Below are 17,686 nucleotides of genomic sequence, written 5' to 3'. Positions count from 1 at the left end.
GACACCGGACTCGGGCCGCCCGCAAACCGGGGCTTCTATGATGAAGACCATGCATCGCCTCCTGCGCCACCTGACCCCGCCGCTGTGCGCGGCCGTGCTGCTGCTGGCCGGCCTGCTCGGCACCGTCCCGGCGATCGCGCAGGGCGGCGCCACGGGGGCCGAAGCCCTGCCCACGGTCAACGCGCTGCGCAGTCGCGTCGACGGACTGCCGGAGAAGGTCGAGACCAACGCCGACGTACGCGGCGTGGTCGAGCAGCTCAACGCGATCAGCGCCTCGAGCGACAAGCTCATTGCCCAGCGCAGCAGCGATCTCAACGACCTCAACGCGCGGCTCGGCGAACTCGGCCCGCCGCCTGCTGCCGGCACCAGCGAGAACCCCGACGTCACGCGCCGGCGCGATACGCTGACCAAGGAGCGCAACACGGTCGACGCCGACATCCGGCTCGCCAAGCTGGTCTCGGTCGACGCACAGCAGCGCGCCAAGGACCTGCTGTCCAAGCGCCGTGCGCTGTTCGAGGCCCAGCTCACGGAGCGTGCGCCGACCCCGCTCGCCGGGGAGTTCTGGGAGGACATCGTCGCTGCCTGGCCAGGCGACATGGACAGGCTGAAGAAGCTCGCGGCCGAGCTCAAGGTCGGACTGCAGACGCTTCGCGAGCGCTCCGGTGCCCTCAAGCTGGCGGGCGCGGTCGTTCTCGCGCTGCTCGCCGCGCTGCTCGGCAACTGGCTGGCCGAACGGGCGCTGGTGCGGCTGGCCGTGCGCTTCCTGCCGGCCGGGCGGCTGCGGCGTTCGCTGCTCGTGATCGCCATCGTCACGACCAACGTGCTGCTGGTGGGGATCGCGGCGCAGGGTGTCTTCACGCTGCTCGAGACCCACGGCGCCTGGGGCCCGCAGACCCGCAAGCTCGGCATGGCCGTCGTGCAGTCGAGCGTCTTCCTTGCCTTCGTCATCGGGCTCGGACGGGCCCTGCTGTCGAACGCCCGGCCGTCGTGGCGGCTGCCGCCGATCTCGGACGCGCTGGCCGCGCGGCTGGCGCCCTTCCCGTGGCTCATGGGCATCGTGGCGGCGGTCGTCTGGGCGCCGACGCAGATCAACGCGGTGGTCGAGGCGAGCTTCGCGGCGGTGGTCGCGACCCATGTGGTCACCGCGCTGGCCCTGACCGCGATGATCGGCGCGATGCTGCTGCGGCTGCAGGGCACGCCGGTGGCCGAGCCGCCGCCGGTCGAGGCCGACAAGGAACAGCCAGCCAATGGGTCGGGCCTGGCTCCGCCCGCCACGCCCTCGGCGCCTGGCGTGCTCGAGCGCCCCATGTGGGTCGGCGTCCTGCTGGCGGTCGTCACGCTGATCCTGATCGCGATCTGGATCCTCGTGGCCACGGGCTATCTCGCGATGGCGAGCTTCCTGGCCAGCCAGCTCAACTGGGCCGGCATCGTGATCGCGGCCTTCTACGTGCTGTTCAAGTTCGCCGACGACCTGTTCGCGGCGGTCGTGTCCTCGCGAAGCCCATTCGGCCAGCGGCTGCAGCTGAGCTTCGGCCTGCAGGCGCGCACCCTCGACCAGGCGGCGGTGGTGCTGTCGGGGCTGACGCGCGTGGCGCTCTTCTTCTACATGCTGATCGCGCTGGCGACGCCGCTCGGCACCAGCCCCGGCGAGGTGTTCCAGCGCAGCGGCAAGTTCGGCAGCGGCGTCAAGGTCGGCGAGATCGTCCTCGTTCCGACCGCGATCTTCACGGCCACCGCGGTGCTCGGGATCGGCTTCCTGGCGCTGCGCGTGCTCAAGCGCTGGCTCGAGCAGAGCCTGCTGCCGCACACCGGGCTCGAGCCGGGCATGCAGAGTTCGATCACCACGCTGCTCGGCTACGTCGGCGGCATTCTCGTGGTGGCGCTCGGCCTCTCGGCCCTCGGCATCGGCATCGAGCGCATCGCCTGGGTGGCGAGCGCGCTGTCGGTCGGCATCGGCTTCGGCCTGCAGGCCATCGTGCAGAACTTCATCTCGGGGCTGATCCTGCTGGCGGAGCGGCCGGTCAAGGTCGGCGACTGGGTGGTGCTCGGCAATGCCGAAGGCGACGTGCGCCGCATCAACGTGCGCGCCACCGAGATCCAGCTCGGCGACCGCTCGACCATGATCGTGCCGAACTCGGAGTTCATCACCAAGACCGTGCGCAACATGACGCTGTCGAACGCCGAAGGCCGCGTGCTGATCCGTCTGCCGATGCCACTCACCACGCACGCGACACGGGCTCGCGAGGTGATGCTGGCGGCCTTCGCGAACCACCCCGGCGTGCTGGCGACGCCGGCGCCTTCGGTCACGCTCGAGGGGGTCGAGGTCGGCTTCCTGATCTTCCAGGCCGTGGCCTACGTCCAGAGCCCGCGGCTGGCCGGCGGCGTGCGCAGCGACGTGCTGTTCTCGATGCTCGAGGGCCTGCGCGCGGCCGACCTGCCGATGGCGGCCTATCCCGGCACCGCGGCCTATCCCGGATCGGCGGGAGCGCCGGGCGTTCCGGCACCGGTGGCACCGCCGCCGCCCCCGGTCCTGCCGGGCCTGGCCGGATAAGCGGTCAGGCGGACCGCCAGCCGCCCGCCACGAGCCACTGGCTGGTGGCGCAGGCAAGCACCAGCGCGACGTAGGTCGCCATCATCCCGTCGCGGCCGAAGTAGACGAGGCCGCCTGCCAGCACCGCGACGCCGACCAGCGCATTGACCGCGCCCTGCACCCACAAGGCCGGCGCCCTGGCCGACCTGCGCATGGAGAAGCGGCCCAGCAATGCGCACAGGAACCCGACCGCGAAGGCCGGGGCGACGAAGTTCAGCAGGTGGTTGACGAGATCCGACGGTGCCATGAGTGGGGTGGAGCCGTGCCGCACGGCCTTTTTTCGACCCGCGGGCGATCCCGGCGCTGCACATTTTATAATCAGGGGCTATGTCAGTCTGGGCCCTCGGGTTGAACCACACGACCGCGCCGCTCGACCTGCGCGGTCGCTTTGCGTTCGCCCTCGACCAGATCGCGCCCACGCTGCAGAGCCTGCGGCATTCCTTCGGCTCGCAGCGCCATCCCGGCGTCGAGGCCGCGATCATCTCCACCTGCAACCGCACCGAGATCTATTGCGCCGCCGACCACATCGCGCTCGACCACACGGTCGACTGGCTGGCAAGGAGCGGCGGCGTCGCACCGGTCCTGCTGCGCTCGCATGCCTACACGCTGCACGACGACCATGCCGCGCGCCACGCCTTCCGCGTCGCCAGCGGCCTGGATTCGATGGTGCTCGGCGAGGCCCAGATCCTCGGCCAGATGAAGGACGCCGTGCGTGCCGCCGAAACCGCGGGCGCGCTCGGCAGCACGCTGAACCAGCTGTTCCAGCGCTCCTTCGCGGTCGCCAAGGAAGTCCGCACCGCGACCGAGATCGGCGCCCATTCGATCAGCATGGCGGCCGCCGCCGTGCGCCTGGCCGCCCAGCTGTTCGAAGACCTGCGGCACACGCGCGTGCTGTTCGTCGGCGCCGGCGAGATGATCGATCTCGCCGCCACCCATTTCGCGGCCCGGCAGCCGAAGTCGATCGTCATCGCCAACCGCACGCTCGAGCGTGGCGAGAAGCTGGCCTCGCGCTTCGGCGGCGAGGCGATGCGGCTGGCCGACCTGCCCGCGCGCCTGGCGGAGTTCGACATCGTCGTGAGCTGCACCGCGAGCACGCTGCCGCTGATCGGCCTCGGCGCAGTCGAGCGCGCGCTCAAGGCGCGCAAGCACCGCCCGATGTTCATGGTCGACCTCGCAGTGCCGCGCGACATCGAGCCCGAGGTCAAGGCGCTCGAGGACGTCTACCTCTACACGGTCGACGACCTGGCCCAGGTGGTCCAGCAGGGCCAGGCCAACCGGCAGGCTGCCGTGGCGCAGGCCGAGGTCATCATCGATGCCGGCGTCCAGAGCTTCATGCACTGGCTCGACCAGCGCGGCACGGTGCCGCTGATCCGCCAGCTCAACGCCCAGACCGACGAATGGCGCGCCACCGAGCTGGCCCGCGCGCGCAAGCTGCTGGCCAAGGGCGAGAGCGTCGATGCCGTGCTGGAGGCGCTCTCGCGCGGCCTGACGCAGAAGATGCTGCACGGCGCGCTGGCCGAGCTGCATGCCGGCGACGCCGCCGCACGCGAGCAGACCGCGCAGACCGTGTCGCGACTCTTCCTGCGCAGCGAGCCGCGGCGCGAGAATTAGCGACGCCCGTCGCCATGGCGCCGCCGGCGCCGCCTTCGCCATCGCCGCGCCCGTGCGCGGCCCGTCCAACTGGCCTTGCCGATCCCCGTGAAAACCTTCCTGCGTCACCAACTCGAGCGCTACGCGCAACGCCTGGCCGAACTCGACTTCCTGCTCTCGCGCGAGGACATCATGTCCGACATGGCGCAATACCGCACGATCTCGCGCGAGCATGCCGAGGTGACCCAGATCGCGGGCCGCTACGCGCGCTACCTGCAGCGCGAGGCCGATCTCGCCAGCGCCCGCGAGATGCTCGACGACCCCGACATGGCCGAGATGGCGCAGGAGGAAATCGCCAGCGCCGAGGCCGAGCTGCTGCAGCTCGACGACGAACTGCAGCGCCTGCTGCTGCCGAAGGATCCGGAGGACGTCCGCAACGCCTTCCTGGAAATCCGCGCCGGCACCGGCGGCGACGAATCGGCGCTGTTCGCGGGCGACCTCCTGCGCATGTACACGCGCTACGCCGAGCGCGCCGGCTGGCGCTGCGAGATCGTGAGCGAAAGCGAGAGCGAGCTCGGCGGCTACAAGGAAGTCGTGGTGCGCATCGTCGGCGATGACGTGTTCGGCAAGCTGCGCTTCGAATCGGGCGGCCACCGGGTGCAGCGCGTGCCGGCCACCGAGACCCAGGGCCGCATCCACACCAGCGCCTGCACGGTCGCGGTGCTGGCCGAGCCCGATGAGGCGCAGGCCGTGCAGATCAACCCGGCCGACCTGCGCATCGACACCTACCGCGCGAGCGGCGCCGGCGGCCAGCACATCAACAAGACCGATTCGGCGGTGCGCATCACGCACATCCCGACCGGCATCGTCGCCGAATGCCAGGACGACCGCAGCCAGCACCGCAACAAGGCCAAGGCGCTGCAGGTGCTGTCGGCCCGCATCCAGGAGAAGGACCGCAGCGAGCGTGCGGCCAAGGATGCGGCCATGCGCAAGGGCCTGATCGGCACCGGCGACCGCTCGGACCGCATCCGCACCTACAACTTCCCCCAGGGCCGGCTGACCGACCACCGGATCAACCTCACGCTCTACAAGCTGCTCGCGATCATGGAAGGCGACCTCGGCGACGTGCTGGCCGCACTGCAGGCCGCACGCGAGGCCGAGCAGCTGGCCGAGCTCGAAGCCAGCCTGCCCGCATGAACAAACACCCCCGAAGCGCCTGCGGCGCCTCCCCCTCGAGGGGGCGATACCAGCGGCCCGGCAAAGCCGGTTCCGCGGTATCCCTGGGCTGGGCCGCGCCAGGTCCTCGCCGCTGCACGAAGGTCGCCCGATGACGCATTCGACCCCAGCCCAGATGCTGGCTGCGGCGGCCGCTCTCAAGGTCGACCGACTGGACGCCCAGCTGCTGCTGCTGCACGTGCTGGGCCGGTCCTCGGCCGAGCGCGCCTGGCTGCTGGCGCACGACACGGACCCGCTGCCCGAAGCCGCCTGGCCGGCCTACGAGCGCCTGTGCGCACGTCGCCTGACCGGTGAGCCCGTGGCCTACCTGGTCGGCGAGAAGGAGTTCCACGGCCTCGGCCTGCAGGTCGACGCCCGCGTGCTGGTGCCGCGGCCCGACACCGAGACGCTGGTGGACTGGGCGCTGCAATGCCTGGAAGGACGCAGCGCGCCGCGCGTGCTCGACCTCGGCACCGGCAGTGGCGCGATCGCGCTCGCGATCCGGCACGCGCGGCCCGACGCCGAACTCACGGCGGTCGATGCCAGCGCCGCCGCGCTGGGCGTGGCGCGCGCCAATGCCGAGCGCCTCGGCCTGCCCGTGCACTTCGTCGAGGCCGACTGGCTCGAGGGCGCCGGGCACGGCTTCGATCTGATCGTCTCGAATCCGCCCTACATCGTGGCCGGCGATCCGCACCTGGAGGCCCTGTGCCACGAGCCGCAGCAGGCGCTGGTCTCGGGCGCCGACGGGCTGGACGACATCCGCCGCATCGTCGCCGCGGCCCCGGGCCACCTCGCCGAAGGTGGCTGGCTGCTGCTGGAACACGGCCACGACCAGGCCGCGGCGGTGCGCGACCTGCTGGCTGCCCGGGGCTTCGCCGAGGTGCAAAGCCGCGACGACCTCGCCGGCATCGCGCGCTGCTCGGGCGGAATTCGGCGCACAGTGAAATAATCCGCCCAGCCCAATTTCAGGAGTCCCCATGTCCGACACCCAGCAACGCATCGACGAACTCGTCAAGACCAACGACCTCGTGCTCTTCATGAAGGGCAACGCCAGCTTCCCGATGTGCGGCTTCTCGGGCCGTGCGATCCAGATCCTCAAGGCCGTCGGCGTCGACACGCGCACGCTCAAGACGGTCAACGTGCTGGACGACGCCGAAGTGCGCCAGGGCATCAAGGAATACAGCAACTGGCCGACCATCCCCCAGCTGTACGTGAAGGGCGAATTCGTCGGCGGCTCGGACATCCTCATGGAGATGTACGAATCGGGCGAGCTGCAGGAGATGATCAACAGCAGCCCCGCCTGAGCCCCGCGCGGCCATGAGCCACGACCCCGCCGCTCACGACCACGACCACGCGCACGACGGCGAGCCCGCCTGGAAGCACGACGGCGTGCGGGTCGTGCCGGCCGACCGGCTCGACACCCATACGGCGCAGACCCCCGGCATGAACCGGGCCGCCGCCATCGACTTCGCGCGCGTCGGCGCCCAGAAGCTCTGGGCCGGCACCGTGACCATCCATGCCAACGCCAAGACCGGCGCCCACCACCACGGCCATCTCGAATCGGTGATCTACGTGGTCCGTGGCAAGGCGCGCATGCGCTGGGGCGAGCGGCTCGAATTCACCGCCGAGGCCGGCCCCGGCGACTTCATCTACGTGCCGCCCTACGTGCCGCACCAGGAGATCAACGCCAGCGAGACCGAAGCGCTCGAATGCGTGCTCTGCCGCAGCGACGGCCAGGCCGTGGCCATCAACCTCGACATCGAGCCGGTCGAAAAGCCCGAATCGGTGCTGTGGGTCGACCCGACCCACCCGCAGGGCGGCGTGTGAGGCTGCCGCCACATCCGGGCAAAAGCGCGGAAAACGAGAAAACATAGACATCCGGCGCGCCTGGGCACGGCTTATGCTGTGTCCAAGTGTTCGAAACCGGAGGTGTCCATGGATTCCCGCAGTCTCGTCCCCGCGTCGCCGACCTTCCAGCTGCCGGTCGCCAACCTGCGCAGCGTGTTCCAGACGCACGACGTCGAGCGCAAGCTGGCCAAGCTGCCGGACCGCGACCACGAACACCTGCGCACCACCTACGAGCGCATGCTCGAGCGCGGCCCCGACCGCTTCCAGGTCAAGCCCAGCGGGGTGCCGGAGATGGCCTCCCTCTATGCACAGCTGCCCAACTTCACCGAGGTGCTCGACGACGTGCGCCGCCATGTCGCGCTGGCGCAGGACAGCCGCGACGGCCTCGAGGTGACGCCGATGCTGCTGCTCGGCCCGCCCGGCATCGGCAAGACCCATTTCGCCAAGAAGCTCGCCGAGCTGCTGGGCACCGGCATGTCGCTGGTGCCGATGAACTCCATGACCGCCGGCTGGCTGCTCTCGGGCGCCTCCTCGCAGTGGAAGGGCGCCAAGCCCGGCCGCGTGTTCGAGGCCCTGGTCGACGGCCAGTACGCCAATCCCGTGATGGTGATCGACGAGATCGACAAGGCCGGCGCCGACAGCCAGTACGACCCGCTCGGCGCGCTCTACAACCTGCTCGAGCACGACACGGCCCACGCCTTCGTCGACGAGTTCGCCGAAGTCGCCATCGATGCCAGCCAGGTGATCTGGATCACGACGGCCAACGACGCACGCGGCATTCCCGAGCCGATCCTCAACCGCATGAACGTGTTCGAGATCGATGCGCCCACGCACGAGGCGGCGCGCCAGATCGCGCACCAGCTCTACAGCGCCATCCGCGCCGACCACGACTGGGGCCGGCTGCTGGCCGAAACGCCGCGCCCCGACGTGCTGGACCAGCTGGCAACGCTGGCGCCTCGAGAGATGCGCCGCGCCCTCATGACCGGCTTCGGCAATGCCCGCCTGGCCGGCCGCGACGAGGTCCGCATCGAGGATCTGCCTCGCGCCAACGCGGCGCGCAGCCGCATCGGCTTCGTCCAGTAGCGATGCGCTTCGCGGTCATGGCACGATGGGGGGCTTCCCCGACCGTTCCATGACCCTCACCCAAAGCCTCCTCGTCATCGTCGCGCTGATCGCCACCAGCGCCTTCTTCTCGCTGGCCGAAATCTCCCTGGCCGCCTCGCGCCGGCTTCGCCTGCGCCAGATGGCCGACGAGGGCGACCCGCGCGCCGAGCGCGTGCTGCGCATCCAGGAGCAGCCCGGCCACTACTTCACCGTGGTGCAGATCGGCCTCAATGCGGTGGCGATTCTCGGCGGCGTCGTCGGCGAAGGCGCGCTGAGCCCGTACTTCGCGCGCCTGTTCGAGCTCTGGCTGACGGTCGACGGCGCGCAGACAGCAGCCTTCCTGGCCTCCTTCGTCACCATCATCTCGGTGTTCCTGGTGTTCGCCGACCTGTTCCCCAAGCGCCTGGGCATGAGCAGCCCCGAGCTGCTCGCGGTGCGCATGGTCGGTCCGATGCAGGTTCTGATCACTACCTTCAAGCCGCTGGTGTGGTTCTTCACCGTCTCCACGGACGTGCTGTTCAAGCTGCTCGGCATGCCCCTGCAGCGTGACGAGAAGATCACCTCGGCCGACATCCTCGCCATGACCGAGGCCGGCGCCCGTGCCGGCGTGCTGGCGGTGCGCGAACAGCAGGTCATCGCCAACGTCTTCGAGCTCGACACGCGGCTGGTCAGCAGCGTCATGACCTCGCGCGACCGCGTCGCCTGGTTCCTGCGCGACGATCCCGAGTCGGTGCTGCGCGCGCGCATCGTGGCCGAACCCTTCTCGGCCTACCCCGTGTGCGACGGCGACATCGACCACGTGCTGGGCTACGTCGACGCCAAGGACATGTTCCAGCGCGTGCTGAGCGGCCAGCCGCTGGCGTTCGACCAGGGCCTGCCGCTGCACAAGGCGCTCGTGATCCCCGACCGCCTGTCGCTCACCGAAGTGCTCGAGCAGTTCCAGCAGGCCCACGAGGACTTCGCGATCGTGGTCAACGAATACAGCCTCGTGGTGGGCGTGATCACGCTCAACGACGTCATGAGCACCGTGATGGGCGACCTCGTGGGCGACCAGGACGAGGAGCAGCAGATCGTCCGGCGCGACGAGAACTCCTGGCTGATCGACGGCGTCACGCCGATCCAGGACGTGCAGCGCGCGCTCGACATCGAGACCCTGCCGCACGAGGACGAATACGAGACCCTGGCCGGATTCCTCATGGTGATGCTGCGCCGCGTGCCCAAGCGCACCGACAGCGTGACCTGGGCCGGCTACACCTTCGAGGTGATGGACGTCGACAGCTACCGCATCGATCAGGTGATGGTGACGAAGCTTTGACTCGCCCCAGCTCCGCTGCGCCGGAGCCTCTCAGCCTTCGACCTTGCGGTCCTTTTCGAAGGGATCCTTGAACACCCACAGGCGCTGGTTCGCGAACACCGCATCCGGATACGGCGACTTGCCGCGGCTGCCGTTGTAGCGGCCGAGGGTCATGAACAGGTCACCGCGCTCGCGGTCGAGGTAGTGGCGCAGGATCACGCAGCCGAAGCGCATGTTGGTCTGCATGTGGAACAGCTTGGACGGATCGCTGTCGCCGATCACGCGGGTCCAGAACGGCATCACCTGCATGTAGCCGCGTGCGCCCGCGCTCGACACCGCGAACTTCCGGAAGTTGCTCTCGACCTGGACCAGGCCCAGCACCAGGCTCACGTCGAGGCCCGAGCGCCGCGACTCGTACCAGGCCGTCTGCAGGAATTCCTTGCGGGTCGGCCAGTCGGGCATCTTCTTCTTGAGGCGCTCGCTCATCTCGCCGAGCCAGCGCAGGTAGGCCATGCGCGCGTCGGTGCTCGCGAACTCCGGCACCGGCGGCGCCTTGTTCTGGATCGCCGAACTCAGCGCGGTGCGCACCGAGTCGATCAGCGGCTCCTCGATCTGGGCGCCGGCCATGGCCGCGCGCGGCAGCGCCAGCGACAGCGCACCGGCGGCCGCACCGCCGAGGCACAGCCGCCGAGACGGACCGGAAGCGCCCAGGCTCACGGCTTCAGGCCGCGGCCAGCCGGCCCGCGATGAACTCCGCGATGCCCGCGGCAGGCACCTTGGTCGCTGCGGTGTCGCGGCGGTGCTGGTATTCGAGCTGGCCTTCCTTGAGGCCGCGGTCGGAGATCACCACCCGGTGCGGCACGCCGATCAGCTCCCAGTCCGCGAACATCGCGCCCGGACGCTCGCCCCGATCGTCGAGCAGCACGTCGACGCCACTGGCCAGGAGCTGCTCGTAGAGCGCCTCGGCCGCGACCTTGACCTCCGGGCTGCGGTCCATGCCGATCGGGCAGACCACCACGGTGAACGGCGCCAGGGCGTCGGGCCAGATGATGCCGCGCTCGTCGTGGTTCTGCTCGATGGCGGCGGCCGGCAGGCGCGTGATGCCGATGCCGTAGCAGCCCATCTCGAGGAATTGAGGCTTGCCGCCCTCGTCCAGGTAGGTGGCGTTCATGGCCTTGCTGTACTTGGTGCCGAGCACGAAGACATGGCCCACCTCGATGCCGCGTTCGATGGCCAGCGCGCCCTTGCCGTCGGGCGAGGCGTCGCCCGCGACGACATTGCGCAGGTCGGCCACCAGATCGGGCTCGGGCAGGTCGCGGCCCCAATTCACGCCGGTCATGTGGAAGTCGACCTCGTTGGCACCGGTGACCCAGTCGGCCAGAACCGCAGCTTCGCGGTCGGCGATCAGTTTGACGGGCTTCTTCAGGTTCAGCGGGCCGAGGTAGCCGGGCTTGCAGCCGAAGTGGTCGTCGATCTCGGCGAGCGTGGCGAAGCGGAAACCGTTGTCCAGGCCCGGCACCTTGGCGACCTTGATCTCGTTCATGTCGTGGTCGCCGCGCAGCAGCAGCAGCCAGACCTGCGAACCCTTCGGGTTGCCGCCTTCGTCGACGATGTCGGTGGCCAGCACCAGCGACTTGACGGTGGTCGCGAGCGGGATGCCCAGCAGCTCGGCCACGTCGGCGCAGGTGCTCTTGGCCGGCGTCGGGGTCTTCTCGAGCGCGTTGGACGCCGCGGGACGCGGACCGGCCGGGGCGAGGGCCTCGGCCTTCTCCATATTGGCGGCGTAGTCGCTTTCGGGGCAGTACACGATGGCGTCTTCGCCGGTGGCGGCGATCACCTGGAACTCTTCGCTCAGGTCGCCGCCGATGGCGCCGCTGTCCGCGGCCACGGCACGGTAGCGCAGGCCGAAGCGGTCGAAGATGTTGCGGTACGCCTGCGCCATGACCTGGTAGCTGGACTTGGCCGCGTCGAGGTCGCGGTCGAAGCTGTAGGCGTCCTTCATGATGAACTCGCGTCCGCGCATCAGGCCGAAGCGCGGCCGGCGCTCGTCGCGGAACTTGGTCTGGATCTGGTAGAAGTTCTTCGGCAGCTGCTTGTAGCTGCGGATCTCCTGGCGGGCGATGTCGGTCACCACCTCTTCGCTGGTGGGCTGGACGACGAAGTCGCGGTCATGCCGATCCTTGATGCGCAGCAGCTCGGGACCCATCTTCTCGAAGCGGCCGGTCTCCTGCCAGAACTCGGCCGGCTGCACCACCGGCATCGCGAGTTCGACCGCGCCCGCCCGGTTCATCTCTTCCCGCACGATCGCCTCGACCTTGCGGATCACGCGCAGGCCCATGGGCATGTAGGTATAGATGCCGGTGCCAAGCTTCTTGATCATGCCGGCGCGCATCATGAGCCTGTGGCTCGCGACCTCCGCATCGGCAGGCGCTTCCTTGAGGGTGGAGACAAAGAATCTGGAAGCTTTCATCGGTCGCGGGATGGCTGGAATGGGGGTTGGAAGGACGGAAGCCTGGAGGGTTCCCGGAACCGGTCGCTTGCCGTGGGGAACCCGGCATGCATAATCGACTCAGTTCAAAAAATTGGGGTTTGATTATGCTCGACCGGGACGGCTTCAGGCCCAACGTCGGCATCATCCTGCTCAACCAGAGAAACCAGGTTTTCTGGGGCAAACGCATCCGCACCCATTCCTGGCAGTTCCCGCAGGGCGGCATCGACCGCGGCGAAAGTCCCGAGCAAGCCATGTTCCGGGAACTGCACGAGGAAGTGGGTCTCCATCCGGAGCATGTGCGGATCGTCGCCCGTACCCGCGACTGGTTGCGCTACGAGGTGCCGGATCGGTTCATCCGCCGTGACGCACGGGGCCATTACAAGGGCCAGAAGCAGATCTGGTATCTGCTGCAGCTCACCGGCCACGACTGGGATCTGAACCTGCGCGCCACCGACCATCCGGAATTCGATGCGTGGCGCTGGCACGACTACTGGGTCCCGCTCGACGTGGTGGTGGAGTTCAAGCGTGGCGTCTACGAGATGGCGCTGACCGAGCTCGCGCGCTACCTGCCGCGGCAGGACTTCCGCAACCGCTTCCTGCGCAGCAATGTGCGGGCCCGCGAATTCGACCGCCATCCCTCCGGTGCGGGCCATGAATCGACCTTCGAGCTGCCGCCCGGCGCCAGCTTCGATCCCAATCCGAATGCCAATCTTGCCAACGACACGTTCCCGACCATCGATCCGCCCCCCGTCGCGCGCTAGCCGCGCCCTGCTGGTCGCCTGCCTGCTGGGCGCCGGGGGCCTCGCGCAGGCGCAGTTCTTCGCCGACGCCGACTGGAAGGAAAGCGACGTGCCGCCGCCGCCCTCCTTCGATCAGGACAAACTGATCCCGATCGACATGCCGCGCTACATGACGCTCAAGTTCGGCATCGACCCGGCAACGATCAAGATCACCGGCGACGGCGTGGTTCGCTATGTGGTGGTGGCCACGCATGGCGAAGGCGGCGGCTTCAATGCCTTCTACGAGGGGCTGCGCTGCTCCACCGACGAATACCGCAGCTACGCGCGCTTCACCAACGGCAAGTGGGACGTGTCGCCCGCGCCGGAGTGGAAGCGCTTCGCCGATCGCAACTCGAGCTACACCCGGATGCTGGCCCAGCAGGGCCTGTGCCGGGGCCATGCACCGCGCGCCTCGGTCGGCGAGATGGTGCGTTCCCTCAAGGCGCCGGTGCGCGAGGTCGAATAGGCCGCACGGCCGCTCAGGCCGGCAGCAGCACCATGTTGTCGCGGTGGACCATCTCGGGCTCGGCGGCATAGCCGAGCAGGCGCTCGAACTCGCTCGAGGGCTTGCGGCACAGCATGCGGGCCTCGACACTCGAATAGTTCGCGAGACCGCGCGCCAGTTCCACGCCCTTGTCGTCTCGGATCGCGATCACGTCGCCGCGCGAGAAGTCGCCTTCCACCGCGGTCATGCCGATCGGCAGCAGGCTCTTGCCCTCCGAGCGCAGCTTGGCCGCCGCGCCCGGGTCCACGGTCACGGCACCGCGCAACTGGAGGTGGTCGGCCATCCAGCGCTTGCGGGCCTGGTGCTTGGCGGTCTGCGCCACCAGCAGCGTGCCGATCGCTTCGCCGCGCGCCAGACGCAGCAGCGCATCGGGTTCGCGACCCCAGGCGATCACGGTCGAAGCCCCCGAGCCGGCTGCCCGCTTGGCGGCCAGGATCTTGGTGATCATGCCGCCGCGCCCGATGCTGCTGCCCGCGCCGCCGGCCATCGCCTCGAGCTCGGGCTCGCCGGCTGCCGCCTCGTGGATGAAGCGCGCTTGCGGGTCCTTGCGCGGGTCGGCGCTGAACAGGCCCTTCTGGTCGGTCAGGATGACGAGCGCGTCGGCCTCGACCAGATTGGCGACCAGTGCGCCGAGCGTGTCGTTGTCGCCGAACTTGATCTCGTCGTTGACCACCGTGTCGTTCTCGTTGATGACCGGCACCACGCCGAGACGCAGCAGCGTGACCAGCGTCGAGCGCGCATTGAGGTAGCGCTCGCGGTCGGCCAGGTCGGCATGCGTGAGCAGCACCTGGGCGCTGCCGAGGCCGTTCTCGCGCAGCTTGGTCTCGTAGATCTGCGCCAGGCCCATCTGGCCCACCGCAGCGGCCGCCTGCAGCTCATGCACCTCGTGCGGACGGGTGCTCCAGCCCAGGCGCTTCATGCCCTCGGCGATCGCGCCGCTCGAGACCATCACGACCTCGCGGCCGTCGCGCACCAGGGTGGCCAGTTGCCGGCACCACTCGCCGATGGCCGCCGCGTCGAGGCCGCGGCCTTCGTTGGTGACGAGGCTGGAGCCGACCTTGACGACGATGCGGCGTGCATCGCGCAGCGCCGTGGATGCGGTGCTGCCGGTCATTGCGCGTCCGGAAACCGCGGATCGACCTCGACCGGCGGTTGCTCGGCCACCTGCTGGGCCTTGATGTGCTGGTAGATCGCCTGGACGAGCGGCTCGCAGCCCTCGCGCGTGAGCGCCGAGATCTCGAACACCGGACCCTTGAAGCGCATCCGCTTGACGAAGTCCTTGACGCGCGCGGCGCGCTCGTCATCGGCCACCATGTCGAGCTTGTTGAGCACCAGCCAGCGCGGCTTCTCGTAGAGCGCCTTGTCGTACTTCTTGAGTTCGCCCGCGATCGCCTTGGCCTGCGCGACCGGATCCACGCCCTCGTCGAAGGGCGCCAGGTCGACCACGTGCAGCAGCAGTCGCGTGCGCTGCAGGTGACGCAGGAACAGGTGGCCCAGGCCCGCGCCTTCCGACGCGCCCTCGATGAGCCCCGGCAGGTCGGCGACCACGAAGCTCTGCTCCGGGCCCACGCGCACCACGCCCAGGTTCGGATGCAGCGTGGTGAACGGGTAGTCGGCGATGCGCGGCCGCGCATTGGAGATGGCGCTGATCAGGGTCGACTTGCCGGCGTTCGGCATGCCCAGCAGGCCGACGTCGGCCAGCACCTTGAGTTCAAGCTTGAGGTTTCTCTTCTCGCCGGGCCAGCCGGGCGTCTTCTGGCGCGGGGCACGGTTGATCGCGCTCTTGAAGCGCATGTTGCCGAAACCGCCGTCGCCGCCCTTGGCGATCGTGATCACCTCGCCCGGCGTCAGCAGCTCGAACAGTACCTCGCCGGTCTCGGCGTCGGAAATGATGGTGCCGACCGGCATCTTGAGCGTGACGTCGTCGCCGGCCGCGCCGAACATGTCGGAGCCCATGCCGTGCTGGCCGCGCTTGGCATCGTGGCGGCGCGAATAGCGGAAGTCGACCAGCGTGTTGAGGTTCGAGTCCGCGACCGCGAACACGTGGCCGCCGCGACCGCCGTCACCGCCGTTGGGGCCGCCGAATTCCTTGTACTTCTCATGCCGGAACGACACGCAGCCATTGCCGCCGTCGCCGGCCGCAACGTCGATGAAGGCTTCGTCCACGAACTTCATGAGATATCCAGTCTATTCAAAAAGCCAACGGGCCCCACTCGCGAGTGGGTCACCGCCCGTGGAGGCCACCAAAAAAAGAAGCCCCGACAAAGCGGGGCTTCGAGCAGATCGAAGTGACTGGCTTACGCCGGCGTCACGTTGACCGTGTGCTTGTTGAGTGCACCCTTGGTGCCGAAGGACACATGGCCCTCGACCAGGGCGAACAGCGTGTGGTCCTTGCCGATGCCGACGTTGACGCCGGGATGGAACTGGGTACCGCGCTGGCGCACGATGATCGAGCCTGCGCTGATCAGTTCGCCGCCGAAGCGCTTCACGCCGAGCATCTTGGGCTTGGAATCGCGCCCGTTTCGCGTTGAGCCGCCGCCTTTTTTCTGTGCCATGGAATGTTCTCCTTAGCCGGCGATCGCGCCGATTTGCAGTTCCGTGAACTGCTGGCGATGGCCTTGACGTTTCTGATAGTGCTTGCGACGGCGCATCTTGAAGATGCGAACCTTGTCGTGCTTGCCGTGCGACAGCACCGTGACCGTCACTGTGGCGCCGGACACCAGGGGCGTGCCGACCTTGATTTCGCTGCCGGTTCCGACTGCGAGCACCTGATCGATCACGATTTCCTGGCCCACGTCCGCAGCAATCTGTTCTACTTTAATTTTTTCGCCGGAAGCAACGCGATACTGCTTGCCACCGGTTTTTATGACCGCGTACATATTGACCTCTTAGACTTCTTTCGAAGTAGATAGCTCCACGGCGAATTCCGTAGAGCCCGCGATTATAGCATCCCGGCGCTTTTCGGCTACCCCCGAGCCAGGCGGCGGGCAGTGCCTCCGGCGGCGTCCCTATAATTGTCCGCATTCCGGCCCCAGCGCCATCGACGCACCTCCAGCAGCGCGCAAGCGCCCTCGCCCTTGTCAGTTCCCGCCGCCGATCCCTCCCCCGCCGCTGCCGCCCTCGATCTGATCGCCGATGACATGGCTGGCGTCGACCGCGTGATCGAGCGCCGGCTCGACAGCGGCGTCCCGCTGGTCGCCCAGGTCTCCAAGTACATCATCTCGGCCGGCGGCAAGCGGCTGCGGCCGGCCCTGCTGCTGCTGATGGCGGGCGCGCTCGGCTACCGCGGCGAACAACGCTTCAACCTGGCCGCGGTGGTGGAGTTCATCCATACCGCCACCCTGCTGCACGACGACGTCGTCGACGAATCCACCCTGCGGCGCGGCCGACCGACCGCAAACGAGTCCTTCGGAAACCCCGCCAGCGTGCTGGTCGGCGACTTCCTCTATTCGCGCGCCTTCCAGATGATGCTGGACGCCGACGACGTGCGCGTGATGCAGATCCTGGCCGAGGCGACCAACGTGATCGCCGAGGGCGAGGTGCTGCAGCTCATGAACATGCACGACGCCACGCTCGACGAGGAAGCGTACCTGCGCGTGATCCGCTCCAAGACCGCCAAGCTGTTCGAGGCCAGCACCCGCCTGGCCGCAGTGCTGGCCGGCGTCGGTCCCGAGGTCGAGCAGGCCTGCGGCGCATACGGCCAGGCCCTGGGCACCGCCTTCCAGGTCATCGACGACGTGCTCGACTACGCAGGCGATGCCAGCGAGACCGGGAAGAACGTCGGCGACGACCTGCGCGAAGGCAAGACCACACTGCCGCTGATCCTCGCGATGCAGCGCGGCACGCCCGAACAGAGTGCGCTGATCCGGGCCGCGATCGAGGCCGGCGACACCGCCCAGTTGCCGCAGATCGTCGCGATCGTGCGCGAAACCGGCGCCCTCGACGCCACGCGCGCCGCTGCCGCAGCCGAAGCACAACGCGCCATCGACGCACTTCGTGGTTTTTCTGCAAATCCGCACTCCGCGGCTTTGCTACAATTGGCGGCTCAGTTGCTTGAGCGACGCGCCTGACGAATCCACGCAAGTGGATACTTTTGGACGATTTCTCAGTACTTGCAACCACCAAATCGGGGTGTAGCTTAGCCTGGTAGAGCGCTACGTTCGGGACGTAGAGGCCGGAGGTTCGAATCCTCTCACCCCGACCAGCCTTTTAGGGCTGTAATTGCCAAATGCTTCGCGGATCCGCTGCCGCGCAGCGGTTTACAGCGCTT

At 68.6% G+C, this 17,686-nt stretch carries 18 protein-coding genes and 1 tRNA gene; 12 read left to right on the top strand and 7 right to left on the bottom strand.

The annotated features are described in order from the left end of the window. Positions 1–49 precede the first annotated feature (49 nt). Positions 50–2,551: a DUF3772 domain-containing protein gene (locus tag QTH87_RS03370; protein WP_286606858.1), complete on the top strand. Its 2,502-nt coding sequence runs from the start codon at positions 50–52 to the stop codon at positions 2,549–2,551. 4 nt (positions 2,552–2,555) lie between these two features. On the opposite strand, the gene QTH87_RS03365 is transcribed toward QTH87_RS03370, so the two are convergent. Continuing rightward, a complete protein-coding gene (locus QTH87_RS03365; protein WP_286606855.1) occupies positions 2,556–2,837 on the bottom strand; it encodes a hypothetical protein in 282 nt (93 codons plus the stop codon). 80 nt (positions 2,838–2,917) lie between these two features. Here QTH87_RS03365 and hemA point away from each other — a divergent pair, with 80 nt between their 5' ends. The 7 genes from hemA to paeA all read left to right on the top strand — a co-directional run bounded on the left by hemA (position 2,918) and on the right by paeA (position 9,662). Continuing rightward, positions 2,918–4,201 carry a glutamyl-tRNA reductase gene (gene hemA, locus QTH87_RS03360; protein ID WP_286606851.1) on the top strand — a complete coding sequence of 428 codons (1,284 nt, stop codon included), beginning with the start codon at positions 2,918–2,920 and terminating at the stop codon, positions 4,199–4,201. A gap of 87 nt (positions 4,202–4,288) precedes the next feature. Continuing rightward, positions 4,289–5,377 carry a peptide chain release factor 1 gene (prfA, locus tag QTH87_RS03355; protein ID WP_286606850.1) on the top strand — a complete coding sequence of 363 codons (1,089 nt, stop codon included), beginning with the start codon at positions 4,289–4,291 and terminating at the stop codon, positions 5,375–5,377. Positions 5,378–5,507: 130 nt separating this feature from the next. Further along, positions 5,508–6,344, top strand: a complete 837-nt coding sequence (gene prmC / locus QTH87_RS03350; protein ID WP_286606848.1) for a peptide chain release factor N(5)-glutamine methyltransferase — start codon at positions 5,508–5,510, stop codon at positions 6,342–6,344. 28 nt (positions 6,345–6,372) lie between these two features. Further along, positions 6,373–6,699: a Grx4 family monothiol glutaredoxin gene (grxD, locus tag QTH87_RS03345; protein ID WP_286606847.1), complete on the top strand. Its 327-nt coding sequence runs from the start codon at positions 6,373–6,375 to the stop codon at positions 6,697–6,699. Positions 6,700–6,712: 13 nt separating this feature from the next. Beyond that, positions 6,713–7,222: a cupin domain-containing protein gene (locus QTH87_RS03340; protein ID WP_286606845.1), complete on the top strand. Its 510-nt coding sequence runs from the start codon at positions 6,713–6,715 to the stop codon at positions 7,220–7,222. 108 nt (positions 7,223–7,330) lie between these two features. After that, positions 7,331–8,326, top strand: a complete 996-nt coding sequence (locus tag QTH87_RS03335; protein ID WP_286606843.1) for an AAA family ATPase — start codon at positions 7,331–7,333, stop codon at positions 8,324–8,326. Positions 8,327–8,375: 49 nt separating this feature from the next. Continuing rightward, positions 8,376–9,662: a polyamine export protein PaeA gene (gene paeA / locus QTH87_RS03330; RefSeq protein WP_286606840.1), complete on the top strand. Its 1,287-nt coding sequence runs from the start codon at positions 8,376–8,378 to the stop codon at positions 9,660–9,662. Between the two features lie 30 nt (positions 9,663–9,692). Here paeA and QTH87_RS03325 read toward each other — a convergent pair whose 3' ends face one another. Both QTH87_RS03325 and QTH87_RS03320 read right to left on the bottom strand, forming a co-directional pair. Then, a complete protein-coding gene (locus QTH87_RS03325) occupies positions 9,693–10,358 on the bottom strand; it encodes a lytic transglycosylase domain-containing protein (RefSeq protein ID WP_286606838.1) in 666 nt (221 codons plus the stop codon). Positions 10,359–10,362: 4 nt separating this feature from the next. After that, positions 10,363–12,111, bottom strand: coding sequence for a proline--tRNA ligase (locus tag QTH87_RS03320; RefSeq protein ID WP_286606837.1), 1,749 nt, complete (start codon positions 12,109–12,111; stop codon positions 10,363–10,365). 125 nt (positions 12,112–12,236) lie between these two features. Here QTH87_RS03320 and QTH87_RS03315 point away from each other — a divergent pair, with 125 nt between their 5' ends. Next, positions 12,237–12,893 (top strand): RNA pyrophosphohydrolase, encoded by a 657-nt coding sequence (locus QTH87_RS03315; protein WP_286606836.1) that lies wholly within the window; start codon positions 12,237–12,239, stop codon positions 12,891–12,893. After that, positions 12,835–13,377 (top strand): CNP1-like family protein, encoded by a 543-nt coding sequence (locus QTH87_RS03310; protein ID WP_286606834.1) that lies wholly within the window; start codon positions 12,835–12,837, stop codon positions 13,375–13,377. Before QTH87_RS03315 ends, QTH87_RS03310 begins: the two co-directional genes overlap by 59 nt. 13 nt (positions 13,378–13,390) lie before the next feature. On the opposite strand, the gene proB is transcribed toward QTH87_RS03310, so the two are convergent. From proB to rplU, 4 genes are all read right to left on the bottom strand, one after another. Then, positions 13,391–14,530, bottom strand: a complete 1,140-nt coding sequence (gene proB, locus QTH87_RS03305) for a glutamate 5-kinase (RefSeq protein WP_286606832.1) — start codon at positions 14,528–14,530, stop codon at positions 13,391–13,393. Further along, complete coding sequence (gene cgtA, locus QTH87_RS03300; RefSeq protein ID WP_286606831.1) at positions 14,527–15,591, bottom strand: Obg family GTPase CgtA; 1,065 nt, start codon at positions 15,589–15,591, stop codon at positions 14,527–14,529. The genes proB and cgtA overlap by 4 nt, the downstream gene beginning before the upstream one ends. Positions 15,592–15,713: 122 nt before the next feature. Beyond that, complete coding sequence (gene rpmA, locus QTH87_RS03295) at positions 15,714–15,971, bottom strand: 50S ribosomal protein L27 (protein WP_158722371.1); 258 nt, start codon at positions 15,969–15,971, stop codon at positions 15,714–15,716. Positions 15,972–15,983: 12 nt separating this feature from the next. Further along, positions 15,984–16,295, bottom strand: a complete 312-nt coding sequence (gene rplU / locus QTH87_RS03290; RefSeq protein WP_286369298.1) for a 50S ribosomal protein L21 — start codon at positions 16,293–16,295, stop codon at positions 15,984–15,986. 198 nt (positions 16,296–16,493) lie between these two features. On the opposite strand from rplU, the gene QTH87_RS03285 reads away from it, so the two are divergent. Both QTH87_RS03285 and QTH87_RS03280 read left to right on the top strand, forming a co-directional pair. Further along, positions 16,494–17,486: a polyprenyl synthetase family protein gene (locus QTH87_RS03285; protein ID WP_286606829.1), complete on the top strand. Its 993-nt coding sequence runs from the start codon at positions 16,494–16,496 to the stop codon at positions 17,484–17,486. A gap of 57 nt (positions 17,487–17,543) precedes the next feature. Further along, positions 17,544–17,620: transfer RNA gene (locus tag QTH87_RS03280), tRNA-Pro, on the top strand. Positions 17,621–17,686 lie beyond the last annotated feature (66 nt).

Origin of the sequence: Variovorax jilinensis (genome assembly GCF_030316885.1) — a bacterium.
GTDB classification, from domain to species: Bacteria; Pseudomonadota; Gammaproteobacteria; order Burkholderiales; family Burkholderiaceae_C; genus Variovorax; species Variovorax jilinensis.
This window is presented reverse-complemented; position numbering and strand designations above follow the sequence as displayed.

Bases quoted from the DNA above. Each gene is read 5' to 3' on its own strand.
- QTH87_RS03370 (WP_286606858.1), top strand. From the start codon at position 50: ATGCATCGCCTCCTGCGCCACCTGACCCCGCCGCTGTGCGCGGCCGTG.
- grxD (WP_286606847.1), top strand. From the start codon at position 6,373: ATGTCCGACACCCAGCAACGCATCGACGAACTCGTCAAGACCAACGAC.
- QTH87_RS03315 (WP_286606836.1), top strand. From the start codon at position 12,237: ATGCTCGACCGGGACGGCTTCAGGCCCAACGTCGGCATCATCCTGCTC.
- QTH87_RS03310 (WP_286606834.1), top strand. From the start codon at position 12,835: ATGCCAATCTTGCCAACGACACGTTCCCGACCATCGATCCGCCCCCCG.
- paeA (WP_286606840.1), top strand. From the start codon at position 8,376: ATGACCCTCACCCAAAGCCTCCTCGTCATCGTCGCGCTGATCGCCACC.
- prmC (WP_286606848.1), top strand. From the start codon at position 5,508: ATGACGCATTCGACCCCAGCCCAGATGCTGGCTGCGGCGGCCGCTCTC.
- QTH87_RS03365 (WP_286606855.1), bottom strand. From the start codon at position 2,837: ATGGCACCGTCGGATCTCGTCAACCACCTGCTGAACTTCGTCGCCCCG.
- rplU (WP_286369298.1), bottom strand. From the start codon at position 16,295: ATGTACGCGGTCATAAAAACCGGTGGCAAGCAGTATCGCGTTGCTTCC.
- cgtA (WP_286606831.1), bottom strand. From the start codon at position 15,591: ATGAAGTTCGTGGACGAAGCCTTCATCGACGTTGCGGCCGGCGACGGC.
- hemA (WP_286606851.1), top strand. From the start codon at position 2,918: ATGTCAGTCTGGGCCCTCGGGTTGAACCACACGACCGCGCCGCTCGAC.
- QTH87_RS03340 (WP_286606845.1), top strand. From the start codon at position 6,713: ATGAGCCACGACCCCGCCGCTCACGACCACGACCACGCGCACGACGGC.
- rpmA (WP_158722371.1), bottom strand. From the start codon at position 15,971: ATGGCACAGAAAAAAGGCGGCGGCTCAACGCGAAACGGGCGCGATTCC.
- QTH87_RS03335 (WP_286606843.1), top strand. From the start codon at position 7,331: ATGGATTCCCGCAGTCTCGTCCCCGCGTCGCCGACCTTCCAGCTGCCG.
- QTH87_RS03320 (WP_286606837.1), bottom strand. From the start codon at position 12,111: ATGAAAGCTTCCAGATTCTTTGTCTCCACCCTCAAGGAAGCGCCTGCC.
- proB (WP_286606832.1), bottom strand. From the start codon at position 14,530: ATGACCGGCAGCACCGCATCCACGGCGCTGCGCGATGCACGCCGCATC.